Annotated in this window: 18 protein-coding genes and 1 pseudogene; 12 read left to right on the forward strand and 7 right to left on the reverse strand. The window is 62.1% G+C overall.

Features of this window, described 5'->3' with window-relative positions:
* Nucleotides 1-173 precede the first annotated feature (173 nt).
* Nucleotides 174-674 carry a GAF domain-containing protein gene (locus ACUN0E_RS35860; RefSeq protein ID WP_408234614.1) on the reverse strand — a complete coding sequence of 167 codons (501 nt, stop codon included), beginning with the start codon at nucleotides 672-674 and terminating at the stop codon, nucleotides 174-176.
* Between the two features lie 177 nt (nucleotides 675-851).
* Nucleotides 852-1,274: a TOBE domain-containing protein gene (locus ACUN0E_RS35865; protein WP_408234611.1), complete on the reverse strand. Its 423-nt coding sequence runs from the start codon at nucleotides 1,272-1,274 to the stop codon at nucleotides 852-854.
* A gap of 371 nt (nucleotides 1,275-1,645) precedes the next feature.
* Here ACUN0E_RS35865 and ACUN0E_RS35870 point away from each other — a divergent pair, with 371 nt between their 5' ends.
* The 7 genes from ACUN0E_RS35870 (at nucleotide 1,646) to ACUN0E_RS35900 (ending at nucleotide 10,761) form a co-directional block, all read left to right on the forward strand.
* Nucleotides 1,646-3,313 carry an SH3 domain-containing protein gene (locus ACUN0E_RS35870; protein ID WP_445569564.1) on the forward strand — a complete coding sequence of 556 codons (1,668 nt, stop codon included), beginning with the start codon at nucleotides 1,646-1,648 and terminating at the stop codon, nucleotides 3,311-3,313.
* Between the two features lie 226 nt (nucleotides 3,314-3,539).
* Complete coding sequence (locus ACUN0E_RS35875; RefSeq protein WP_408234601.1) at nucleotides 3,540-4,025, forward strand: VOC family protein; 486 nt, start codon at nucleotides 3,540-3,542, stop codon at nucleotides 4,023-4,025.
* 131 nt (nucleotides 4,026-4,156) lie between these two features.
* A complete protein-coding gene (locus ACUN0E_RS35880; protein ID WP_408234598.1) occupies nucleotides 4,157-5,365 on the forward strand; it encodes an MFS transporter in 1,209 nt (402 codons plus the stop codon).
* 528 nt (nucleotides 5,366-5,893) lie between these two features.
* Nucleotides 5,894-6,376 carry a Csu type fimbrial protein gene (locus ACUN0E_RS35885; protein ID WP_408234867.1) on the forward strand — a complete coding sequence of 161 codons (483 nt, stop codon included), beginning with the start codon at nucleotides 5,894-5,896 and terminating at the stop codon, nucleotides 6,374-6,376.
* A gap of 83 nt (nucleotides 6,377-6,459) precedes the next feature.
* Nucleotides 6,460-7,164, forward strand: a complete 705-nt coding sequence (locus tag ACUN0E_RS35890) for a fimbrial biogenesis chaperone (protein ID WP_408234864.1) — start codon at nucleotides 6,460-6,462, stop codon at nucleotides 7,162-7,164.
* Between the two features lie 181 nt (nucleotides 7,165-7,345).
* Entirely contained in the window at nucleotides 7,346-9,808 is a 2,463-nt protein-coding gene (locus ACUN0E_RS35895) for a fimbria/pilus outer membrane usher protein (protein ID WP_445569565.1), read from the forward strand.
* The gene (locus tag ACUN0E_RS35900) at nucleotides 9,805-10,761 is read left to right on the forward strand and encodes a Csu type fimbrial protein (RefSeq protein WP_445569566.1); all 957 of its coding nucleotides are present in this window, start codon (nucleotides 9,805-9,807) and stop codon (nucleotides 10,759-10,761) included. The genes ACUN0E_RS35895 and ACUN0E_RS35900 overlap by 4 nt, the downstream gene beginning before the upstream one ends.
* A gap of 53 nt (nucleotides 10,762-10,814) precedes the next feature.
* On the opposite strand, the gene ACUN0E_RS35905 is transcribed toward ACUN0E_RS35900, so the two are convergent.
* The 5 genes from ACUN0E_RS35905 to ACUN0E_RS35925 form a co-directional block, all read right to left on the reverse strand.
* Nucleotides 10,815-11,132: a hypothetical protein gene (locus ACUN0E_RS35905; RefSeq protein ID WP_408234589.1), complete on the reverse strand. Its 318-nt coding sequence runs from the start codon at nucleotides 11,130-11,132 to the stop codon at nucleotides 10,815-10,817.
* A gap of 92 nt (nucleotides 11,133-11,224) precedes the next feature.
* Nucleotides 11,225-12,028, reverse strand: coding sequence for a transglutaminase-like domain-containing protein (locus ACUN0E_RS35910; protein ID WP_408234586.1), 804 nt, complete (start codon nucleotides 12,026-12,028; stop codon nucleotides 11,225-11,227).
* Nucleotides 12,029-12,144: 116 nt separating this feature from the next.
* A complete protein-coding gene (locus ACUN0E_RS35915) occupies nucleotides 12,145-13,053 on the reverse strand; it encodes a transglutaminase family protein (RefSeq protein ID WP_445569567.1) in 909 nt (302 codons plus the stop codon).
* Nucleotides 13,054-13,541: 488 nt separating this feature from the next.
* Nucleotides 13,542-14,963, reverse strand: coding sequence for an HdeD family acid-resistance protein (locus tag ACUN0E_RS35920; RefSeq protein ID WP_445569568.1), 1,422 nt, complete (start codon nucleotides 14,961-14,963; stop codon nucleotides 13,542-13,544).
* A 228-nt stretch (nucleotides 14,964-15,191) separates the two neighbouring features.
* Nucleotides 15,192-16,115 carry a recombination-associated protein RdgC gene (locus ACUN0E_RS35925; protein ID WP_445569569.1) on the reverse strand — a complete coding sequence of 308 codons (924 nt, stop codon included), beginning with the start codon at nucleotides 16,113-16,115 and terminating at the stop codon, nucleotides 15,192-15,194.
* A gap of 217 nt (nucleotides 16,116-16,332) precedes the next feature.
* Between ACUN0E_RS35925 and ACUN0E_RS35930 the strand changes: the two are divergent.
* The 5 genes and pseudogenes from ACUN0E_RS35930 to waaC all read left to right on the forward strand — a co-directional run bounded on the left by ACUN0E_RS35930 (nucleotide 16,333) and on the right by waaC (nucleotide 21,258).
* A pseudogene (locus tag ACUN0E_RS35930) lies at nucleotides 16,333-16,880 on the forward strand (ester cyclase).
* A gap of 87 nt (nucleotides 16,881-16,967) precedes the next feature.
* Complete coding sequence (locus ACUN0E_RS35935; RefSeq protein ID WP_408234575.1) at nucleotides 16,968-17,288, forward strand: hypothetical protein; 321 nt, start codon at nucleotides 16,968-16,970, stop codon at nucleotides 17,286-17,288.
* Between the two features lie 225 nt (nucleotides 17,289-17,513).
* Nucleotides 17,514-18,770, forward strand: coding sequence for an O-antigen ligase family protein (locus ACUN0E_RS35940; RefSeq protein ID WP_408234572.1), 1,257 nt, complete (start codon nucleotides 17,514-17,516; stop codon nucleotides 18,768-18,770).
* A 24-nt stretch (nucleotides 18,771-18,794) separates the two neighbouring features.
* Entirely contained in the window at nucleotides 18,795-19,805 is a 1,011-nt protein-coding gene (locus ACUN0E_RS35945; RefSeq protein WP_408390007.1) for a glycosyltransferase family 2 protein, read from the forward strand.
* 424 nt (nucleotides 19,806-20,229) lie between these two features.
* The gene (gene waaC, locus ACUN0E_RS35950; protein WP_445569570.1) at nucleotides 20,230-21,258 is read left to right on the forward strand and encodes a lipopolysaccharide heptosyltransferase I; all 1,029 of its coding nucleotides are present in this window, start codon (nucleotides 20,230-20,232) and stop codon (nucleotides 21,256-21,258) included.
* Nucleotides 21,259-21,372 lie beyond the last annotated feature (114 nt).

The raw sequence follows: 21,372 nt of genomic DNA on the forward strand, positions 1-21,372 counted from the left end.
TCGTCGCGCTCTTGTCCTGCTCCCAAAGAGGACTTCCTTCGGGACATCTTGAGCGCGTGGAGAGAACGATAGCGGGATGAGGTCCGCCGACCCATCCCCTGAAGTGCATCTAGTCTATGTACGAAAAAGCATAGCGTGCCACCGCACCGCTGGATCAGCGCTTCTTGAAACGCCTACGAGGCGCGCGGCAGCGCGGCTTCGATAAATACCGCGCACAGCGCTTCCATGCCCTTCGCGTCCTCTTCATCGAAGCGCGCGACGATCGGGCTATCGACATCCCACACGCCGATCAGCGTGCCGTCCGGTGCGACAAGCGGCACGACGATTTCCGATTGCGATGCCGAATCGCAGGCGATATGACCAGGGAATTCATGCACGTCGCGCACGACTTGCGTTTGACGGGTTTGCGCAGCGGTGCCGCACACACCCTTGCCGAGCGCAATGCGCACGCAAGCGGGCTTGCCCTGGAACGGTCCGACCACCAGCTCGCGGCCGTCGTGGAAGTAGAAACCGGCCCAGTTCAGATCGCTCAGCGAATGGAACACGAATGCGGAGAAATTCGCGGCGTTGGCGATCCAGTCGGTTTCGCCGGTGAGCAGCGAACGGGCCTGGGCGACCAGTTCTTCGTAGTGCGCGGCTTTGGGGAGATGCGAGGCGGAGGAGACTTCGAACATGACGGCGTCCGTGATGAAAGCGGAAAGAGAACAGCAAGGTCTGCAGTGTAAAGCAAGCCGCCGTTTCCTTCACGGCACGCTCTGCTGCGCGTGCCACGCTCTTTTCCGTCCGATCTGCGTGCGGCCCGATGGCTTTATCCAGACGTTAAGCCTGCGGACAACGCCATGCGTAAATCGTTATTCGACGCCGATGATCACGCTCGATGCCTTGAAGATCGCCGTCGCCGCTTTGCCGCTCGCGAGGCCGAGACGATCGACGCTTTCGTTGGTGATGATCGCGGCGATCTGTGCGCCACCCGCGTTGATCGTCACTTCCGAATTCACCGCGCCCTTGGTCACGGCCGACACCGTACCGGCGATGCAATTGCGCGCCGACACCTGGCTCTTCGCCACGTCGACCATGACGATCACCGACGACGCCTTGACCAGCGCGAACGCCTTCTTACCGGCAGCGAGGCCGAGCGACGTCGCACTGCCGTGCGTAATGATCGCAACGATCTCGAGACCGTCCTGAGTGCGCAACGTGACTTCGTCGTTCACGGCACCGTGTTTGACTTCGGCGACTTCGCCGGCGAATTGATTGCGTGCGCTGGTTTGCATGTTGTTCTCCTGGTTGTTGAGCCTCGCGAAAGACGATTCGAGGCGATGTGACGAGTGTATCGAAACGCTATTCGTGCGCGGTGGTTTGCGCCTGAAGCGCAGTATGGCGCAGCCGCTATTGACGATTCGAACTCCCATGAAAACACATAAGCGCTGTGTAAATACACTCATAACGCTGTGAAAGCAAAACACAGGCAGTTGGCTTCATGTCGCCGCCATGTCGTGAAACATGGTGCTTATGCCCGCGAGGGGCGCTGTAAGCGCGAGAAAGCCCCGCTCGTTCGTTCCGCGTAAGTACGACATGCATCCGCCGCCCTGCACGTCGCGCGACACCGTATCATCGTGCCCTTGGACCATCACCGTCGAATTCCATGCCCGTCGCCGTGCTGCCCCGTTTTGCCACGCGTTTTGCCACACGCTTCGTCGCCCGATTGCCGCAGGGCCGCCGCGCCACCGCATTATGCGTCGCCCTCGCCGCGGCCGCGACCTTCGCCGCCTGCAGCAATCCGCCGCCCTCACACGATGGCCACGCGAGCGTCGACACGGTCACGCTGTTCCCGATCGCCAATTACGACCAGAACGTCGATCACTGGCTCGAACCGGACAGCCCCGCCTACGATCAGCCGTTCCTGAGCCCTGCGGATCAGCAGGCGCACTTCAGCGCCCTCTACGCACGCTATTTCGGCACCGGCACGGCCGCGCCGTCGCCATGGAATTCCGCTTACGTGACGATGCGCGTCTATCGCCAGCAAGGCGCGGACATTGTCGCGCTGCAGCAGCGCCGCATCGGCAAATTTGATAACACCGGCAAGAGCGGCTCGGCGGTCGGTTACGGCGAGAATTTCCGGCCGCACGACAAGGCGTGGATCGACGCCATCGCGCAAAACATGGACGTCGGCCAGTTCACGCAGGAGGCCGTCTACCAGCCCGAACGTCGCGCGATCGCCACCAGCAATCTGATGGTGCGCGAACTGCCGACCACGGACCCGTCGTTCTACGATCACCACCTGGCCGGCGAAGGCTATCCGTTCGACAACCTGCAGATTTCAGCCGTGCGCCCTGGCACGCCGCTGTATGTGCTGGGCAGCAGCGTCGATGGCGCGTGGCGCTACGTGCAGACGCCCGACGTACAAGGCTGGGTGCGCAGCGATGGCGTCGGCCTGACTGACGACACCTTCGTCGACACATGGCGCGCGGCCACCGCGAAGTCGCTGGGCGCGGTGACGGTGGCCTCGGCGCCCGTGCGCGACAGCCGCGGCGTGTTCCGCTTCGACGCGCCCGCCGGCACGCTATTGCCGCTCGCCCCGGACAACGCCACGCGGCCCGCAACACGAGCAAACAGAACAGCACGCGAAGCAAGTGGCACTGCCGAAGCGGATACACCCGCCTCGCGCAAACTCTTCGTCCCGGCCCGCGATGTGGATGGCCGGGCGCTCATTCGCAGCGCGCAACTGAGCGATACGCAGATCGCCCCGATGCCGCTCGCGGCTACCCCGCGGCATCTGGCAATGCTGATGAAGACGCTGATCGGCCGGCCGTACGGCTGGGGCAATAGCGGCCTCTACAACGACTGTTCGTCGGAACTGCAAAGCATCTTCGCGGCATTCGGCGTGTGGCTGCCGCGCCATTCGTCGACGCAGATGAGCGCGGGACGCATGATCGATCTGTCCGCGTCGACGCCGGCGCAACGGCTCGACTACCTCGCCCAGCATGGTGAATCGTTACGCACACTGATCTACATCGGCGGTCATGTGATGCTGTACATCGGCAACACGACCCGCAACGGCATCGCGGTGCCGGTGGTCTACCAGGACGTGTGGGGGTTGCGGCCGGCCGACAATAGCCGGCGCGCGGTGATCGGCGGCTCGGTGATCCTGCCACTGTTCGAACACATTCCGGAAGACGCGACGTTGCAGTCGCTCGCGGCGACCCCGACTTTCCAGATCAGCATCCTCGGTGCACCGGGCGGTGACGCGGCGAGGCCTTCCCCACCGTCGGCACCCTCCACGCCACCGGACGACGACAATCCGGCCGGTTGACATACCGGCGAAAGAAGACCACCCGCCCGGTTGAATCCGCGCGGCGAGAACGCGCCACACACATGCCTGCGCCTGCTCGAACTCGCACCGCGCCGCACGGCCGTGCTTAAAAATATTTTTTCCGGAGTGTCGATTCAAAGGCGCTGCACTCGTCGTAACGTTGAAGGCCTGGCTCACGCAGTGGGTCTTTTAACTCACGAACCTGTTACTTCAAGGAGTCGCCGTCATGTCCAGCCCCGCTGTCAAACCGATCCCGGACGGGATGCACTCGCTGACCCCGTATCTGATTTGCGCCAACGCCGCAGACGCCATCACGTTCTACGCCAGGGCTTTCAACGCCGTTGAGCAATTCCGCATGCCCGGCCCCGGGGGGAAAGTGATGCACGCTTGCCTGAAGATTGGCGACTCCATGCTGATGCTGACCGACGAATGGCCGGATCACAACGCGCTGGGCCCGAACGCGCTGAAAGGCACACCGGTCACGATTCACCACTACGTGGAAGACGTCGACGCCAGTTTCAAGCAGGCTGTCGAGGCCGGCGCGACCGTCGTCATGCCGCTTGCCGACATGTTCTGGGGCGACCGCTACGGCCAGTTGAAGGACCCGTTCGGCCACAGCTGGTCGCTCGCCACGCACAAGCGCGACCTGAGCCCTGAAGAGATTCAACAAGGAATGCAAGGGATGCAAGGTGCGGAGTGCGGCCAGAAATAAGCCGCGTGATGCAAGCCATGATGATAAAAATGGTCAAGCTCGATATCGCGTTGCTCGAACAGGCCTATCGGGGCGGCTAACGCAATCTTTGATAGGATCGGTCTCGACCCATAAACGGCGGGACATGAACGGTGCGCGTCAACCATCAGGCTTTCTTCTGCTCGCTGTTTGTCGCGCGTCTCGCCGATCAGATCCTGCTGTTCCTCGTGCCGCTCGTGGTGTTTCAGACGACACACCAGGTATCGTGGTCAGGTCTCGCGTTCTTTATCGAAACGCTGCCACGCTACCTGGCCTTTCCTTTCTTCGGCGCCTTGTGCGACCGCATCTCGCCGCTCAGGCTGATGCGGGTGAGCCAGGCTGTGCGGGCACTCGTGTGTTTCGGCGGCGTTTTGGCGTATGCGCTGTTCGGCGGCATCGGCTGGCTCATCGCGCTATCGGCATTGTGCGGTGTGCTCACGAGCCAGGGCCTGGTCGCGCGCGAAGTGATGCTGCCGCAGATCTTCAGCACGCAGCAGTTCCAGCGTGTGCTCGCCTACTCTCAGTTGGCCGACCAGTTGGGCTTCGTGCTGGGCCCAATGCTGGCCGCACTGCTGCTCGGCGTGTGGCGCTGGGAGTGGGTGGTCGGCGCAACCGGCGCGCTGTTTCTGCTTGCCGATGCAGCGCTGCTGCTGTGGCAACGCACCAGCGGCTTTCGCGCTGGCGATCCACCGCCCGCTGCGCCAGGTCACTGGACAATGCCCCTGCGTATCGCGCTGCGCCATGTGCTGGTGCTACCCGGCCTGAAAAAAGTCGTACTGCTCGCCGCCGCCGAAAATCTCGTGATCGGCGTGACCCTTGCGACATCCGCTGCGATGGTGACCGGCTTCCACGCGCAATCGGACCGGTACTACGCGGGCCTCCAGACTGCCGGCGCCGTGGCCACGGTGCTGATTCTTTTGACGATCGCACGCAACGCCTGGCCTGCGCAGACACTCGGCCGGGCCGCGTTCATCTCGATCTGTGCCGGGGGCGTGATCGCGGGTGTGAGCGCGGCGCCCTGGAGCTATGCGGTCGGCTTTCTGCTGATTGTGGGCTTCGACAAGATGTTCAATGTCTACATCCGCAGTGCTCGGCAGAAAATCATCCCGCCCGAGGACTACGGCAAGACGACCGGCGTGGTGATCCTGTTGAACAACATGACGCAACCACTCGCTGGGTTGCTGGTCGGCGTGTTTTCGGCACGAACACAAACCGGCTTGCTGATCGTGGTTCTCTCGCTGGCGATGGGCTGCATCGGCGCAGCGGTGTCGCTCGGCTCGGCGCTGTTGCGGCGCAAGCGCCCGTTTGCGCTTGGGGAATGACGCTTCGCCCCCCGCCGGCGAGCCGTGATTAGCATTGCGCGGTTGCAACAGCCGCATTGGCCTGACACTCAAACACGCGGATTTCAAACAGACCAACTGGCATTTTTCAATTAGCTGGCATGCATAATCATGCACACGTCACATTTCAATAAAAATAAAAAAATAATCATCTTTATTAGAAAAAACTACCTGAATTAGGTACTTTCCCGAATCCATGGATTGAAATAATTTCCTAATCTCTCCGTTTTTCTCGCACCATGTCATACCGCCTGCGCCACTTATTCCAAATAAATTTCTCAACGCAAGAATTTGTATTACGAAGAAAGTGTGGTGTAGACTAAATTTCATCAATTGCGAACGCCTTTACATAACGTAATCACGCCGCCCTGGAATATCCAGTGAATTGATTCACGATCTGGCCGGTACAATTTCAAACTGCCTACGCAATTGAAAAATCCGCGTCCCGTCGGCTTGCGAGGTCTCATGATGAAACAAAAACTGCTGTCGTCCAGCCTCATCGTCGCCTTGATGTTCGGCTTGCCTCTACAGCTCGCGAGCGCTGCCACCTATTCAAACGGCACTGCCACCACCACGTTCACCGTCACGCTTACGCTGAACGCCAACTGCTCAATCAGCGCGACCCCGCTGAACTTCGGCAGCAACGGCGTGCTGGCCACGGCCATCAACCAGCAGACCACGGTCGCCGTAACCTGCACCAACACCACACCGTACAACGTCGGGCTCGACGCCGGCACGGTCACCGGCTCCACCGTGACGAGCCGCTTGATGGCCGGCACGGCCACCGGCAATACCGCCACCACAGTCGGATTCCAGCTGTATCAGGACGCCGGCCACGCTACTCCGTGGGGCAACACGCAGGGCACCAACACGGCCAGCGGCACGGGTACCGGCTCGGCGCAATCGATTGTCGTGTACGGCCAGGTGCCGGCGCAGACTACCCCGAAACCTGATACCTATCAGACCACCGTCACCGCCACGGTCTACTTTTGAGAGGGTCTGCAAGGACGCGGCGTGCAAGCGCACGGTCTGCCATCACGCGCGGCGTGAGCGCCATCGGCACGCCTCGCCGGCTACTGACGGCAACCGTATTTGCATGGTGTCTAACGGCGCCGCTCGCGCAAGCCGCGACGCTGCAAATTTCGCCGGTGATGGTCGATATGTCCGCGGACGCCAATGCGACCGGCATCACGCTGAAGAACCCTGGCGAGAAGCCGCTATTCGGCCAGGTGCGTGTGTTCCGCTGGGATCAGGCAAACGGCGAAGACACGCTCACGCCCACTCAGGATCTGGTGGCAAGCCCCCCGCTGATCCAGATCGCCGCGCATGCCGATCAGCTGGTGCGGCTGGTGCGCACGATTGCGCAGCCGTCGGCCGCCGAGCAGGGCTATCGCGTGCTGATCGACGAGTTGCCCGAGCCCGACGCCGCGCCGACTAGCGGGGTGACAATCCGTCTGCGCTACTCGGTGCCGGTGTTCGTCGAGCCGCCCGTCGACATCGGCCAGCCGAAACTGTCCTGGCATCTGTCACGCGGCCCGCAAAGCTGGCTGCTGCGCGTCGACAACGCGGGCAAAAAGCGCGCGCAAATTGCGGCTGTGCAATTGATCGACAACGCAGGCAACGCCTACGAGGTCAACAAAGGGCTACTTGGCTACGCGTTGGCCGGGCGCGAACGGCAGTGGCCGGTGACGTTGCCGGCCAACGCCGCCCAGAACGGCCCGCTGAAGGTGCGCGCCGCGATCAATTCACTGCCGGCCGAAGCCACCGTGAATGTCGATTGAACATACGAGGGCACAAGGGCCAACACACGTGCAGACCTTTGGCACGCAAGGCCAGCCGTGATCGCGCCGGGGTCAATGGGAACGAACACGATGGACCGCCAAGCAATCGATGAGAATGACACGACGGCGAAAACGTCATGGATGGAGGCCGCAGATCATTGCGCTCGCGGCAACGCTGGCCATGCAGAGCGTGACTCAGGCCGGCGCGCAGGCGCCGCTGCGGTTCGCCGATACGGGCGTCGATACGCGTGCGCCTGCCGATGCGCCTGCCGATGCGCCCGCCGACAAGAGTGTCAGCCCAGGCGTCAACATGGGTGCAGATTCGGGCACCGGTTCGAGCGCCGCGCCGGAGTCCAGCCAACGCGCGGCGGCGAAGCCCGCGCCGGACACCACAGCAGGCCGTGATCTATATCTGGAAGTCATGCTCAACGGCCAGCGCACTTCGTTGATCGCGCACTTTCGCGAAGCCGATGGGCGCCTCAGCGCCACAGGGAAGGACCTGAGCGAAGTTGGCATCGCTACCGACAAGCTCGGCGCCGCGGACACCGCTTCGATCGAACTCGACCAGATCCCAGGCCTGCACTACCAATACGACGCCTCGCGCCAGACCATCGACCTGCAGGTGCCCAACGCTATCCGCAAGCCGTACACGTTCGACACGCGGGACCTGACGCGAACGCCGAATGCCGCTGCGTCGCGCGGCTTTCTGATCAACTACGACGCGTTCGCGCAAACCGACACCAACGCGCAGTTCGCACTCTGGAGCGAAGAGCGCTACTTCGACCCGGCCGGCGTATTGAGCAATACCGGCATTGCCTATCTATACCGCGACCTGCATCGCTATGTGCGCTACGACACCTCGTGGAGTACGTCGAACCCGGCCACGCTCAGTACCACGCAGTTCGGCGACACCATTTCATCATCGCTCGACTGGAGCCGTTCGATCCGCATCGGCGGCTTCCAGTGGCGCAGCAACTTCGCACTGCGGCCCGACCTTGTAACGTTCCCCGTGCAGGCATTCGCGGGCTCCGCGGTCGTGCCTTCGGCGGTGGATCTCTATATCAACAACGTGCGCCAGTTCAGCGGCAACGTGCCGAGCGGGCCATTCATCGTCAACAACGTGCCGGGCATCACCGGCGCGGGCGAAGCGACCGTGATCACGCACGACGCGCTCGGCCGCACCATCTCGACTACGCTGCCGCTCTACGTCGATACGCGCATGCTGGCGGCGGGCCTGTCGAGCTATTCGTTCGAAGCGGGTTTTCTGCGCCGCGCGTATGGCATCGATTCGTTTTCCTACGATCCGCGTCCCGCGGTCAGCGCCACCGCGCGGCGCGGCATGAGCGACACGCTGACACTCGAAGGACATGCGGAAGCCACCGGCGGCCTCGTCAATGCGGGTGCCGGTGCACTCGTGCGCATGGGCATGGCGGGCGTGATCAACGGCTCATTGTCCGCGAGCGCGGGCAAGCTGAACGGCACGCAGGTCGGTCTTGGCTATCAGCTGATCGAACCGAACTTCTCGATCGACGCGCAGACGCTGCGCGCCTACGGCAACTATGGCGACCTCGCCGCGCGCGACGGCACGCCGGTGCCCACCGCCACCGACCGCGTGACGCTGGCGCTACCCTTCTTCAGCCGCCAGACCGTGTCACTGAGTTACATCGGCTATCGCTTTCCCGGCATTCCCGCCTCACGGATCGGTTCGCTGTCGTACACGCTGAACTTCGGCAATCTGGCCTCGTTCACGCTCAGCACATACAAGGACTTTCTGCAGCACAACTCGCAAGGGGTGTTTCTGACCGCGAGCTTCGGCCTCGGCAACAACACCGCGATCAACGCGAGTGTCGGCCGTCAGAACGGCCAGTCCACCTACAACCTCAATGCGCAGCGGCCGCCCGATTATGCAGGCGGCTGGGGTTGGGGGGTGCAGGCGGGCAGCTCGGGCGCGGTGCCGTATCGCCAGGCACAGGCGCAATATCTCGGCAATGACGGCGAGGTGACGGCACTCGCGCAGGACATCGACCGGCATGCGAACGCCTCACTCGATGTGACCGGCGCGATCGTGCTGATGGACAACAGCATCCAGCCGGCACGGCGTATCGACGACGGCTTCGCGCTGGTGTCCACCGACGGCGTCGCGGGTGTGCCGGTACTGCACGAAAACCGCGTGATCGGCACGACCGACCGCAACGGCCATTTGCTGATACCCGATCTGAACGCGTACCAGCACAACCAGGTCGCGATCAACAGCATGAATCTGCCCGCGGATGCGCGTATCGCCACGACCTCGATGGATCTCGTGCCGGAGTCGCGCGCAGGCGTGCTGGCGAACTTCCGCGTGTCGCGCTACAGCGCCGCTTCGGTGATTCTGCGCGGCGCCGACGGCAAGCTGCTGCCGCCGGGCACGCGCGTGCATCACGTCGAAGGCGGGGGAGATACGATCGTCGGCTACGACGGTCTGACCTTCATCGAGAACCTCCAGCACGACAACCATCTCGAGGTCGACAACGGCGCCCTGCATTGCAGCGTCGAATTCACCTACCAGCGACCGACCGACGGCTCGTTGCCGACGCTCGGACCGTTGACCTGCGGCAGCAGCGCGCTGGCGCCAACGGTCCCGGCTGCAGGAACGGCACGATGAAGCGGCTCCTTCTGCTCCTGATGCTATGCGCGCTGCTCGGCGTGTTGCCGCAGCGAGCGAGTGCGCAAACCTGTTCGGCGAGTCCGTCGGCGCTGAGCTTCGGCAACGTCAGCCCGATCGGCTTGAGCGCGGTGGCCGCGACCGGCACCGTCAGCATTTCGTGCACGTGGCCCGCGGTTACGCTGACACCGAGCGTGCAGGTGTGCCTGAACATGGGTGGCACGACGCCGCGCTATCTGGCGATCGGCTCCAACCAGTTGCAGTACAACCTGTATCAGGACGCCGCGCACTCGCTCGCGTGGGGCTCGACTGCGCTCGGCACCACGCCGATCTCGGTGACGCTCAGCAAACCATTGACCGGCAATACCGCGACAACATCGGTGAATTTCTACGGCCAGATCACTGCTAGCCAGCCGACCGTGCCGACTTCCGGCAACGCCAACACCCTGTATTCGCAGACCTTGAGCCAGACTTCGCTCAACTATGGTTTTTTTCTGCTGCTCGCACCGGGCTGCGCCGCACTGACGACGAGCGGCGGCAGCTTCGGCTTCACGGCCAGCGCCACGGTGGTGAACAATTGCCTGATCAGCGCAACGAACGTAGCGTTCACTTCGACAGGCGTGCTGAGTTCGGCATTGAACGCGACCGGCGCGATCACGGCCCGCTGCACAAACGGCGACGCGTTCGAGATCGCGCTCAGCAGCGGGTCGAGCGGCAATGTCGCGGCACGCCAGATGCAGCGCTCGGGCGGCGGCGGCGCGGTGAACTATCAGCTTTATACGGATACCGCCCACACGATCGCATGGGGTGACGGAACGGCGGGCACGAGCATGGCCACCGGCACAGGCAGCGGCAATGCGGTGTCGATCACGGTGTACGGCCGGGTGCCCGCGCAGACGACGCCGATGCCCGGCAGCTACAGCGACACGATTACCGCGACGATCAGTTATTGATCTTTGGGCTTTTCGCCTGGCGGCCGCAGTGTCGCGCGGGTAAGGGGCGATTTCTAGAAATTGACGATCCAGACCGTTTGCTGGGCGTCGTGGGCGGTGATGAACTCCACCGGCTGCGCCTGACTCCGGCCTGTTTCACCCGGCGCGATGGGATCGAATGCGGCCTGGGAAACCTGGAACGGCGCCCCGTGCAGGCAGGCAACCGCCGGTTGATTCGCAACGGTAATCGCCGCGTCCACCGACTGGATAACGCAGGTTTCCTGCACAGTCAGGCTGACCGGGATCGAGGCCAACCCCGTCGGGAATGCTTTTGAGGCTGGCGCTGCCAGCAGGATTGCCACTACCGTGGCGGCTACGTTGCGGGACATCATGGTGGTCCGGAATCGGCTCGCGGCAAGAGTATAGATTCCGATCTTTTCGGCATTTCACGCAAGAAACTTTAGGTCTTTATCGGCGCAAAAACCTAGATCGCCTTACAGACAACATCAAACTTCATTAACTGCGTCGCCCCAAACGCATTGCTGATCGCAACGTCGGCAGCATCTCTGCCACGCGCCATCAAAATCCGGCCCGTGCGGGGTACATTATTGCGCGGATCGAATGTCTGCCAACAGCCTCCAACATACGCTTCGAACCACGCGGCAAAATCCATTGTCGCGTATGGCGGCCGTGTGCCGACGTCGCTGATATAGCCCGTGCAATACCGCGCCGGGATATTCATCGCCCGGCATAACGTCACGGCCAGATGCGCAAAATCGCGGCATACACCCTTTCGCTCCTGCCAGGCCTGCCACGCGGTCTTGGTCGGCCGTGCAAAGTCGTAGCCAAACACAATGTGCTCGTGCACATAATTGCAAATCGCATCCACCCGTCCGCGCCCAAGCGGCAACTTGTCGAACGTCTGCCACGCAAATTCGGATAACAAATCAGTTTCGCAATAACGGCTACCCAGCAGAAACACCAGCGTATCGTCAGGCAATGCCTCCACGGAATGCTGCTCGGTCAGCGGCGGCCGGCTCTCCGGCTCGGACGACACTTCGAGCACGGCGCTCGTCGACAACGCAATCAGTCCCTGCGGCGCCACGATCCGGCTGCACAGATTGCCGAAGCCGTCGCGATACTGGCTGATCGGCACCGGCGGGTCGACCGCCAGCAAATCCGCACTCAGCACTTCTTTCGCGTGCGAAAAGTGCGTGTTCAACATCAGCATCATCGGCGTCGGTTGCACGCACTCGTAGACCAGCTCGTAGCCAACGCGCAATTTCATTACGGCGCCCTCTTCCAGTTAAAACATTCAGTTGACGCGCCCGGTGAGCAACCAGCGTTCACGCTCCCAGCTAACACGTTCGATTTGTACAGGCCCAACTCACCTGGCCTACTTCCTTACTTACCTTCGGTCACGCTCACATCGACCTGCAGACCGCGAAACGAATGCGGCGCGCCATGCCATGTGCCCCACAACGGCAACGCCTGGTAGTAGTTCCATGCCACCGCCACCCGAATCAGATGGCGATTGCCGACGATGCTATTGGTCGGATCGAAATCGACCCAGCCGGCGCCCGGCAGATAGATTTGCAGCCATGCATGGGTCGCACCGCCGCCTTGCACCGCATCGTGCTCGGGCACGTCAGGCACGAACAGATAACCGCTCACAAAACGCGCCGCGAGACCGAGCGAGCGCACAGCATCCATCATCAACACGGCGAAATCGCGGCAACTGCCGCTGCGGTTGCGCAAGGTGTCGCCGGGACGGTGCACGCCTTTCTCCGTGCGGCGTACATAAAAAAACGTGCTTTTGATGTCGAGTGTCATGGCGCGCAGCAGCGCCATCGTGCCGCCGCTGCCGTTCTTGCCGCGCGCGCCGCCGCTGCCCTGCCCAGGAACGAAGCGGCGCGCCCATTCGTCCACGTCGCTGTCCGGATACTGGCGGCTGCGCGCGTTCACGAGATCGGATGCTTCCTCGTTGGTGTACGCGAACGGCCAGTTCACCGCGTACGGCTCAAGCGCGTAGTCGGGCAGGGGCGTTTCGACGTGTTCGAGCGTCACTTCGCTATCGAAGCGCAATTCGCTCGCCTTGCCCGCGAAACTCGCGACCGCCACCGAGTTGTCGAACACATCGTGCAGCCAGTGCAGCCGCGACGGCGTCGGCGTTATCAGCAACTGGTTCGTGACGAGACGCAAATCGTGACTGGCGCGCGGGCGGAACATCATCCGGTGTTCGCCGAACCGCACGGGTTCCGAGTAGCGGTAGACGCTGATGTGACGCACCGTGAAACGCTGCGGCTCATTCATCTGACAGGCCGATGGATACAACTGGGTTCGTCCTGAGCATCACGTTCACGCTGGTAAAACCCGCTGCCGCAGCAGGCGCTCGGCGCCCGGCACGGTTTGATCCTGAATGAGCCACGGCCGAGGTTCGGCGTGGTGGAGTGCTGTCAGCGACAAGCTTTCGCTTTGAGCATACACCCGCCATATTGGTTGAAATCACTCATTTGACGGTGGCGCCGCACACGTGGAAGTTATCAACAGAATCTGTTCGCAAATCTGTGCATAACTATCCGGCAAAATCTGCAAGCGCTTGATACGTCTGCTGTTTTTACTGCTACGTCGAAGTTGGGCAGAGAGCGCCATGCGCCTGTGCTGTGCTGTGCTGTGCTGTGCTGTGCTGTGCTGTGCTTGGGCCAAGCCTAGCCGAGTTGTACGTCAGTTGCTCCTGCGTTGCGGCCAGGGTGCGAATCTCTCGCGCCAGCCGCCGGCTTGAGTCGCGCGTCGAGTACGTATCATTCGCGCGCCGCGCCCGTAGCCTGGCCTTGCCCGGCCTCGCGGGTGGCTGGCGCGGCGCGCTCTTCTGCGCGCCATTGCTGCCGCGAACGCACCATCCTGCGCACGGCGAAGCGCGCCATCTTGACCCAGCCTGACGGCCGCGGGTCGGCGAGCATGCTGAGCGCGCGCGCATAGTCGAGCGTGAGACCCGGCGTCCACGCCATCGTCGCGGCGCGTTTGCGAAGTTGCGCGGCCACCCACAACTCCGGCGTCGCAATCACCCGCAAAAACGGCCGCCAGCCGCCGAGGCCGCCCCACACGCGCGCCGACGCGCCTTCGATCGCCGCTTCCAGCGCATGCGATACGCTGCTCGAGCAATTTCGGTGCGTCAGGTTGTAGGTCGTCTCCTGACGATAGGCGTCCCAGAAGCGGCGCAGGCGCGCCGGGTCGTAATTGCGTATGCGCACCTGAACCGTCGACGGACACCACGCCTTCGATTCGGTCGGGTAATCGGGCTGGAACAAACCGGGCACGTCGTTCTCGCGCGTCGCGCGCAGGAGCCGCGCGAAATCGTCGGGCGAACGATCGATCTCGACGCCCGGATACAGGCTGATATAGATGCCCTCGGGCGATTCGAGCGCGGCGTGTCCGGTTGATATCACGCCGTTACGATCCACCGCCGCGATATAGCGATCCACGATCAATTGCCGCCGCGCCTCGCCCTTGGCCGAACCAACCGGCGTCCACACGTGGACGGTCAACGCGTCTTCATCCGCGGTGGGCGGGCCGTCCCATTCCACCGCGCCTAACCGGCCGGGAGCCACCGCACTCGCGGCGGAGTTAGCGGCATCAGCAGTTACATCGTCCGAAGCAACCGCGGGATTCGACGCGAGACGCCGCACGCGCGTACTCAGCAAAATCATGTTCCAGCCGCCGAACATCAGACCGAGCCCGAGACAGTACGGCACGGTGCCCACATAGTGCGTCGGGTAAGGCTGATAGAAGAAAACCGCCAGCACGATTTCAATGCTGCCGCCGATCATCGCGAGCCGCCAGGTGCGATAGCGGACGACCTTCGCGGAAACGATCTGCAGCAGACCGTCTGCCAGAAACAGCGTGCCGAAGATCATCGACAGAATGAAGTTGCCATGATGATGGCCGGCGAGAATCAGCGCCGCCGCAAGGCAGAATGCGAGGCCCTTCACATAACGCAGCGTGCGTTGCCCGCCCATGCCGGTCCAGGCGACGGCTAGTGTGGCGAGCCCTTCGAGCAGCAGCAATAACGCAAACGGCGTGATCGGAAAATAGAGTGCGCTATCGAGTGCGTCGATGAACACTACCACGCCCAGAATCAGGCTCACCCAGCCGATCAACTGCAACGAGCGCCAACGCGTGCGCAGGTAATCGACACCCAGCAGGATCATGACCAGTCGAACCATCGCAAGTCCTCCGTGATTGATGCACCTTTCCGGTCGTAATCTTAACCATATTTAGGGTGCCGGAGCGGAGTGGTCTGACGTGGCGTGTGTCCGTGTGTCCGTGTGTCAGGTGCCGTGTGGCCGTGCAGCGGTGTGCACGCCGACGGTCCGCGCGCGAAGCGAGAGTTGCGGCGCTTTTATGCAGCGCCGCTTCTCAAACGCGCCGGCCCACAGCGGATAAGGCGAGAATCAGGCTGCCGCGGCTTGCGGCATCGCCTCGCCCTGCTCGCCACCCAACACGTCGAGCAGATCGCACAGCATGCGGTCGAGTTCGGCGGTCATCAGCGTGACATCGGAATCGAAGCGCTCGTCGTCGTTCTGCGCGGTGGGGTCGCTCGCTTCCTTGAGGATGTCGAGCGGCGCGATGCGCTTGATCGTGAGCGTTGGCGTCAGCACGAACGACACGCGATCGTTCCACGTCATCGCGAGGCGCATGCATTGCTTGCCGGCTTCGATATGACGGCGCATATCTTCGGCATCCAAAGTATGTCCGACGTAGCGCACCGTCGCGTTGCCTTCCGTCGGCGAGCGCAACTCGGTGTCCTGGTCGAGCGTAAAGCCGGCGGGACCCTCTCCAGAAAGCAGCCATTCGGTCATCGCCGCAACCGGTGATTGCGTAACGCGCACGGTGCCGAGCGGCAATTGATCGATCGACTTCACCAGCAGGCCGCGCACTTCGTCGGCGACCGCTTGCGAACCCGCATCGATTACGAGCCAGCCGTTTTTGGTGTCGATCCACACGCGCGTGTCGCGGCGAATGCTGAAGGCACGCGGCAGCAGTTCGTCGGTCACCTGCTCCTTGAGTTCGCGCATCTGTTTGCGGCCGGGTTTGAAACCCTGCTGCTCTTCGAGTTCGAGCGCGCGAGCCTTGGTCACTTGCGTGACGACCGAAGCCGGCAGCAGCTTCTTTTCGGCGCGAAACACCAGCAGCATCTGACCGTTAAGCGAATACACCAGTGAGTCGTTATCGCGTGGCGACGCCCAGCCGTGGCTTTGCATCTCGACGCTGTTGCCGGGCGCGAACGCGTGCGGCGCGAGCCATTTCTCCATTTGTTCAGGGGTGACGGACCACGGAGCGGGAAGACGGTGCAACTGAAGGTTTTTGAACCACATGGGCAGGGTCTTGTACGGGCAAAGCGCGTCATTCTATCTGACATGACGAAGATGGCACGGTCAGGCACGTACTCGCACGCACTTCGCCGAAGCGGTCGCACCGTCCGAAGCACTTTCAAATAAAACTGGAAAATCCTTTAAGCGAAAGACCGATTATCAAATGTAATCTTTAGCCAGAGAATGCGCGTCATCAAGGTCAACTTCTCTGGAGCGTGTCATGTCTCCAACCTTCTTTTCCAGACTTGCTGGTCACGTGTTGCTAGCAGCCGGCCTTGCAGGCGCCGTGAGCACACACGCAGCAAGCGACGATGCGTTACCGGTGCCCCGCCACGTCGCCGTCGACTCCTCTTCGGCAAGGAGCGCTGTGATCGTGCGGACCGCGCGTCGCTACGCCGCATTCTGGAACAGCGGCGACAAGCCCTACGCGAAGCTCGCCCTGTCGCTGGAGTTTGTCGACCGCACCTTACCTGACGGGCGGCCGCAAGGGTCCGACGGCCCGCTGCAGGCATCGAAAGAATTCCGCGCGGCGTGCCCGACCTGCACGCCGAAATCGACGACCTGGTGGTGGCCGGCGACCGCGCCTCGGTTCATCTGCATTTCTACGGGGACTTCACTGGACAGTTCCAGAACCTCAAAGGCAATGGCCGGACCGTCGACTTCCAGGCTTTCGATCTCTATCGCGCGAAGGACGGCCGCATCGTCGAAAACTGGCACCTTGAAGACAATCTGACGTTGCTCAGACAACTCGGCGCGATCAAACCATAGTGGTTTAGCCGCATCAGTCTTGGGGCGCGCTTTACGTTCAAATCACCTAGACTTTTTAAGACGTGCGCGACATAGACGGAGGCGGCCATGGCCGATGAAACCGCACCCTGGCAGATGGTGGAGTACGAGGGTTTCGAAATTCACGTGGCGCCGTTTCCCAAAACCCCGCCCGGCGACGCACACCCGTCAGCCTTGCCTGATAACCGTTACACGTATGTCGGTTACGTCTGCCACCCGGGCGCCGATCCGGCCATTCCCGGGCATGCGGTGTCGTTTCACGCGGACGGCGAAGAGAGCTTCGTCGGCAAGGACGAAGCGTTCTACGAAGGTGTACATGTGGGGCGCAGTATTGTTGACGGCACACACCCGGATTTGACGGTGCTGCCGCTGGTCACGGGCGGCGTCTAGGGAGATCCGCGTGGTTCCCGACCGATCTATCGTGACGTCCGCGCCGCAAGGCCCCCGCCTAAGCCTATTCTCCGCCGCCGCGCTGCGCGGACACCCGATTGGCTCAATCGAAGTTGTCACACGGTTATAATCGCGGTCGCCCTCCTATCTTGAAAGAAGTGCACTGAACCTCCGGCCATCGCATCGGCAGGCCGGAACGGTAATGTTCACACGAAATTTCGGCCTATGATTTTTGCTCCCAGCCTGATCTGGTTAAGCACAGCCCTGCTATTTCTCGCCCCCGCTGTGAACCTCGTGTGGCGTGGTGGCACTGGCTACTGTTTCTTTTTGCTCGTCGCACTGGCGCTCGGCGCCGCCGCCGCCAACCGGCGCACGCCCGGCTATTTCAGTGCGCTGCGGGCCTATCCCTGGTATACAGCCGGGATGCTTGCGTTTGTTCTCGCCCTTGTCCTGCAGCAACTGCTGCTGGGCTACTGGATGCCCCGCCAATTCGACCCATTGTCGCGCTTCGTGTTCGCGCTGCCGTTGTTTTTGCTGCTGCGCCAGTTCCCGTCACGCAACCTTCGCACGATCGGCTGGGGTTGCGCAGCCGGCGCCGTCGGCGCCGGCATCTGGGCATTGGTCGATCAACTGCGAGGCGGCTGGACCGATGTGAGCCGTCTTAACAACTACTATACGAACGCGATTCCGTTCGGCGACACCGCGCTGCTATTGGCGTTTCTGGCGATCTTTACGCTCGGTTGGGACGGCCCGCGTGACTGGCGGGTGCTGACGCTCAAGCTGCTGGCGCTGTTCAGCGGCGGCTACGCGTCGTACCTGTCCGGCACACGTGGCGGTTGGCTCGCGATCCCTGTCTTCGTGATCCTGCTCGGCTGTCAGTTCCACTGGTTCGCGCACAAGAAGCGCCTGCTGATAGCCGCGCTTGCGATCGTAGTTTGCAGCGCAGCATTGCTTTCGACTGAACGCGTCGCGACGCGGGTTGAAGCGGCAACAGCTGACTTCGCGCTGCTGCGGCACGGCGACGACAACACGTCTGTCGGCCTGCGTCTTCAGTTATGGCAAGCGTCCTGGCGGCTATTCACTGAACATCCCGTCTATGGCGTCGGCAAAGGGAAACTTGTCAACGCGCTCGGCGACCTGGCGAAACATGGCGAAGCAAAAGATGAGATCGTCAACGAGCGCGCGCACAGCGATTTCTTCTCGACGATCGCCGAAACCGGCGTACTCGGCACGCTGTGCCTGATACTGCTCTACTTCAGCCTTTCGGTTTATTTCTGGCGTCATCGCCACGCAAACGATCCGGCGATCCGCGCCGCGGCTTACTCCGGGCTAGCCGTGTCGTTCAGCACCGTCGTCTTCGGACTCACGATTGACGTGCTGGTGCCCGTGATGGTGACGGCCTTGCTCGCTCTGCTGAGTGCCACGTTTCTAGCGATCATCGACTCGCGCAAACGCGAGTTGTCGAGCTCGGCCGGCTGCTAGCCGCATCGCCATCCCGCCCGCCCCATGAACAACAGCGCTCCGAACAGCTCCTCCCCTGCACAAGCCAAGCCGTTGGTTTCGGTGCTCCTGATCGCTTACAACCAGGAAAAGGTCATCGCCGACGCGGTACACAGCGTACTCGCGCAAACGTATACGCCACTCGAAATCATCATTTCCGACGACGCGTCCAAAGACGGCACCTACGCCGCGATCGAGGCAGCCGTGCGCGATTACAGCGGCCCACATCACGTGACCACGCGCTGCAATACGGCCAACGAAGGTATCAGCGCGCATCTGTCGCGTCTCGCATCCATGGCACTTGGCGAATTGCTGTTCGTCGCCGCCGGCGACGACATGTCGGCGCCGAATCGCTGCGAGCGGGTCGTCGAGTACTGGCTTGCGCATGATCGGCACCCCGATCTGATCGCGACCGACCTCGCCGACATGGACGAAGCCGGCAATGTGCATGAGCGCATGGAGCCGAGCGAACTTGGCAACTATCGGGATTTCGACGATTGGCTTGCCAGACGGCCGTGGCTGGTCGGCGCAGCGCACACGTGGTCGCGCCGGCTGTTCGAGCGCTTCGGCCCGATGATGCCCGGCTCAGCGGCCGAAGATCAGGTCATGACGTTTCGCGCCATTATCTCAGGCGGCGCGCTGAGCCTGCGCGAGCCACTCGTGCGGTACCGGCGCGGCGGTCTTTCGGGCAAGCGCCGGTATCGGACAACGGCTGAACTGGTTGCGCGCATGCGCCAAGGCAATGGCTTCGCGCTCGTGGAAACTGAACAGATACAGCGCGATGCCGACATTGCCGGCCTCGGAGACCGGATGCGCGCAGCGCTCGAGCCGAAACTCGCGCGTGAGCAGTTCATTCACTCAATGTTCAACGCGCGCGGCATCGGGGAACGCCTGGCGCTCCTCACGGGCAGACGCAATGTGAAGCTGGGACTGCGGATCCGTATGTTTCTCTACACCACCTTCCCCGCGTTCTACGCGCCCGCGCTTTGGATCAAGCGGTTGAAGCGAAAAGGCTGATCGCAAAGTACGACACGCAGGCCCCTCGGCGGCGAGCCAGCCGCTTATCTCGACAGCCTTACTCGACGACGCGCTCTCGTGCGTCGACAGCGTCCGGTTCGCACGCGCTACAGTCAGCCGTTGATGCACCGGGAGTGGGCACGCAGTTCCTGGACCAAGGGCTCCCAGCGGCGCGGCGCGCTGAAATACATCGCTCAATATGGGTCCGGTATAATCGCGCCGTTAACAGATCGCTTCGACCGAACTTTTGTCCGCACGAGTTCCGCTGATTCTCTCTCGAAGCCGATCGTCTGAATGCGCGTCGTGACGCGTCAACCTATGCCGACCCACGCCGCCCCGAAGCGTCTTATCCGAGATGCGGCGAAACGGCTGGCACCTGTCCCGACCGGACAGGCCTCCGCCGAAATGCCCTACAACTGCGCTGATGAACAGAATCCTAATTGTTAAGGTCACTTCGCTAGGTGACATCGTTCACGGTCAACCAGTCGTATCAGACCTTCATCGAGCCTTTCCCGGAATCAAAGTGGACTGGGCTGCGGACGCAGCGTTCGCAGACATTCTTCGCTGGAATCCCGGTATCGACCGTGTCCTCTGTGCCCCGCTGCGAAAATTCAAGAAGCAGCGTAGCGTCGATAGCCTGAAGGCCATTGCGGCATCGATCGGCGAGTTGCGGCAAGAAAAATATGACGCCGTTCTCGACTTACACGGAGTCTATAAGAGCGCGATCATCGCTTTTCTCGCGCGCTCGCGCCGCCGCTACGGCTATACCAAGGCCGATCTCGGCGAGACCGGAGCTGCGTTCGCTTATAACAAACGCTTCGCACCAAAAGGCGATCTCAATGTATGGGACGGACTGCGAAACACTGTCAGCCAGATCTTCGGATATTCGATCGACGACGCGCCGCGTTTCGGCCTGAACATTCCAACGCCGGCCGTTATGCCCGAGGCAGCGAAGCACGCGCCGTTTGCCCTGTTATTCCACGCCACATCCAGTGACGAAAAGAAGTGGCCTGTCGGCCACTGGCACAGTATCGGCCGGTCCCTTACAAATCTGGGTATCACGCCTTTGCTGCCGTGGGGTTCGGAGTCGGAGCATAAGGACGCTATCGCGATTGCGGCAGGTATTCCTGGAGCAATTGTGCTGCCCCGTCTGAGCGTGGAAGCGGTCGCGCAGCACATCGACATGGCGGCGCTGATTGTTGGCACGGACACGGGGTTCGTCCATCTCGCGAGCGCTCTGCAAAAGCCCACCGTCATGATTTTCACTGCGACCTCGCGGCAGCACTTCGGTATCGACGTGCCAGGGCTGTCAACGTCAGTTGGTAACGAGGGACGTCCGGCTTCGATTGACGAAGTGCGAGCGGCCATTGATGCCGTGCTGGATCGCCCCAAGGATACAAAACAAAACGGTACCTTCGATAGCCAGACGCCAGACCCGACACGCAGCGCGTAAGACGGGACCCTCGAAACCAAGAATATCTTACTGACAAACTTCCACGCCGGGCGGGTGGCGGTCAATTTGCCGGTCACTGCCATCGCAGCCAGGCAAAACGGCACAGGCCGCCGT

It is taken from the genome of Paraburkholderia sp. D1E (assembly GCF_052682275.1).

Excerpts from the sequence above, each read along its gene's own strand:
- ACUN0E_RS35860 (WP_408234614.1), bottom strand. The coding sequence starts at position 674 with ATGTTCGAAGTCTCCTCCGCCTCGCATCTCCCCAAAGCCGCGCACTAC.
- ACUN0E_RS35865 (WP_408234611.1), bottom strand. The coding sequence starts at position 1,274 with ATGCAAACCAGCGCACGCAATCAATTCGCCGGCGAAGTCGCCGAAGTC.
- ACUN0E_RS35870 (WP_445569564.1), top strand. The coding sequence starts at position 1,646 with ATGCCCGTCGCCGTGCTGCCCCGTTTTGCCACGCGTTTTGCCACACGC.
- ACUN0E_RS35875 (WP_408234601.1), top strand. The coding sequence starts at position 3,540 with ATGTCCAGCCCCGCTGTCAAACCGATCCCGGACGGGATGCACTCGCTG.
- ACUN0E_RS35885 (WP_408234867.1), top strand. The coding sequence starts at position 5,894 with ATGTTCGGCTTGCCTCTACAGCTCGCGAGCGCTGCCACCTATTCAAAC.
- ACUN0E_RS35895 (WP_445569565.1), top strand. The coding sequence starts at position 7,346 with ATGCAGAGCGTGACTCAGGCCGGCGCGCAGGCGCCGCTGCGGTTCGCC.
- ACUN0E_RS35900 (WP_445569566.1), top strand. The coding sequence starts at position 9,805 with ATGAAGCGGCTCCTTCTGCTCCTGATGCTATGCGCGCTGCTCGGCGTG.
- ACUN0E_RS35905 (WP_408234589.1), bottom strand. The coding sequence starts at position 11,132 with ATGATGTCCCGCAACGTAGCCGCCACGGTAGTGGCAATCCTGCTGGCA.
- ACUN0E_RS35910 (WP_408234586.1), bottom strand. The coding sequence starts at position 12,028 with ATGAAATTGCGCGTTGGCTACGAGCTGGTCTACGAGTGCGTGCAACCG.
- ACUN0E_RS35915 (WP_445569567.1), bottom strand. The coding sequence starts at position 13,053 with ATGAATGAGCCGCAGCGTTTCACGGTGCGTCACATCAGCGTCTACCGC.
- ACUN0E_RS35920 (WP_445569568.1), bottom strand. The coding sequence starts at position 14,963 with ATGGTTCGACTGGTCATGATCCTGCTGGGTGTCGATTACCTGCGCACG.
- ACUN0E_RS35925 (WP_445569569.1), bottom strand. The coding sequence starts at position 16,115 with ATGTGGTTCAAAAACCTTCAGTTGCACCGTCTTCCCGCTCCGTGGTCC.
- ACUN0E_RS35935 (WP_408234575.1), top strand. The coding sequence starts at position 16,968 with ATGGCCGATGAAACCGCACCCTGGCAGATGGTGGAGTACGAGGGTTTC.
- ACUN0E_RS35940 (WP_408234572.1), top strand. The coding sequence starts at position 17,514 with ATGATTTTTGCTCCCAGCCTGATCTGGTTAAGCACAGCCCTGCTATTT.
- ACUN0E_RS35945 (WP_408390007.1), top strand. The coding sequence starts at position 18,795 with ATGAACAACAGCGCTCCGAACAGCTCCTCCCCTGCACAAGCCAAGCCG.
- waaC (WP_445569570.1), top strand. The coding sequence starts at position 20,230 with ATGAACAGAATCCTAATTGTTAAGGTCACTTCGCTAGGTGACATCGTT.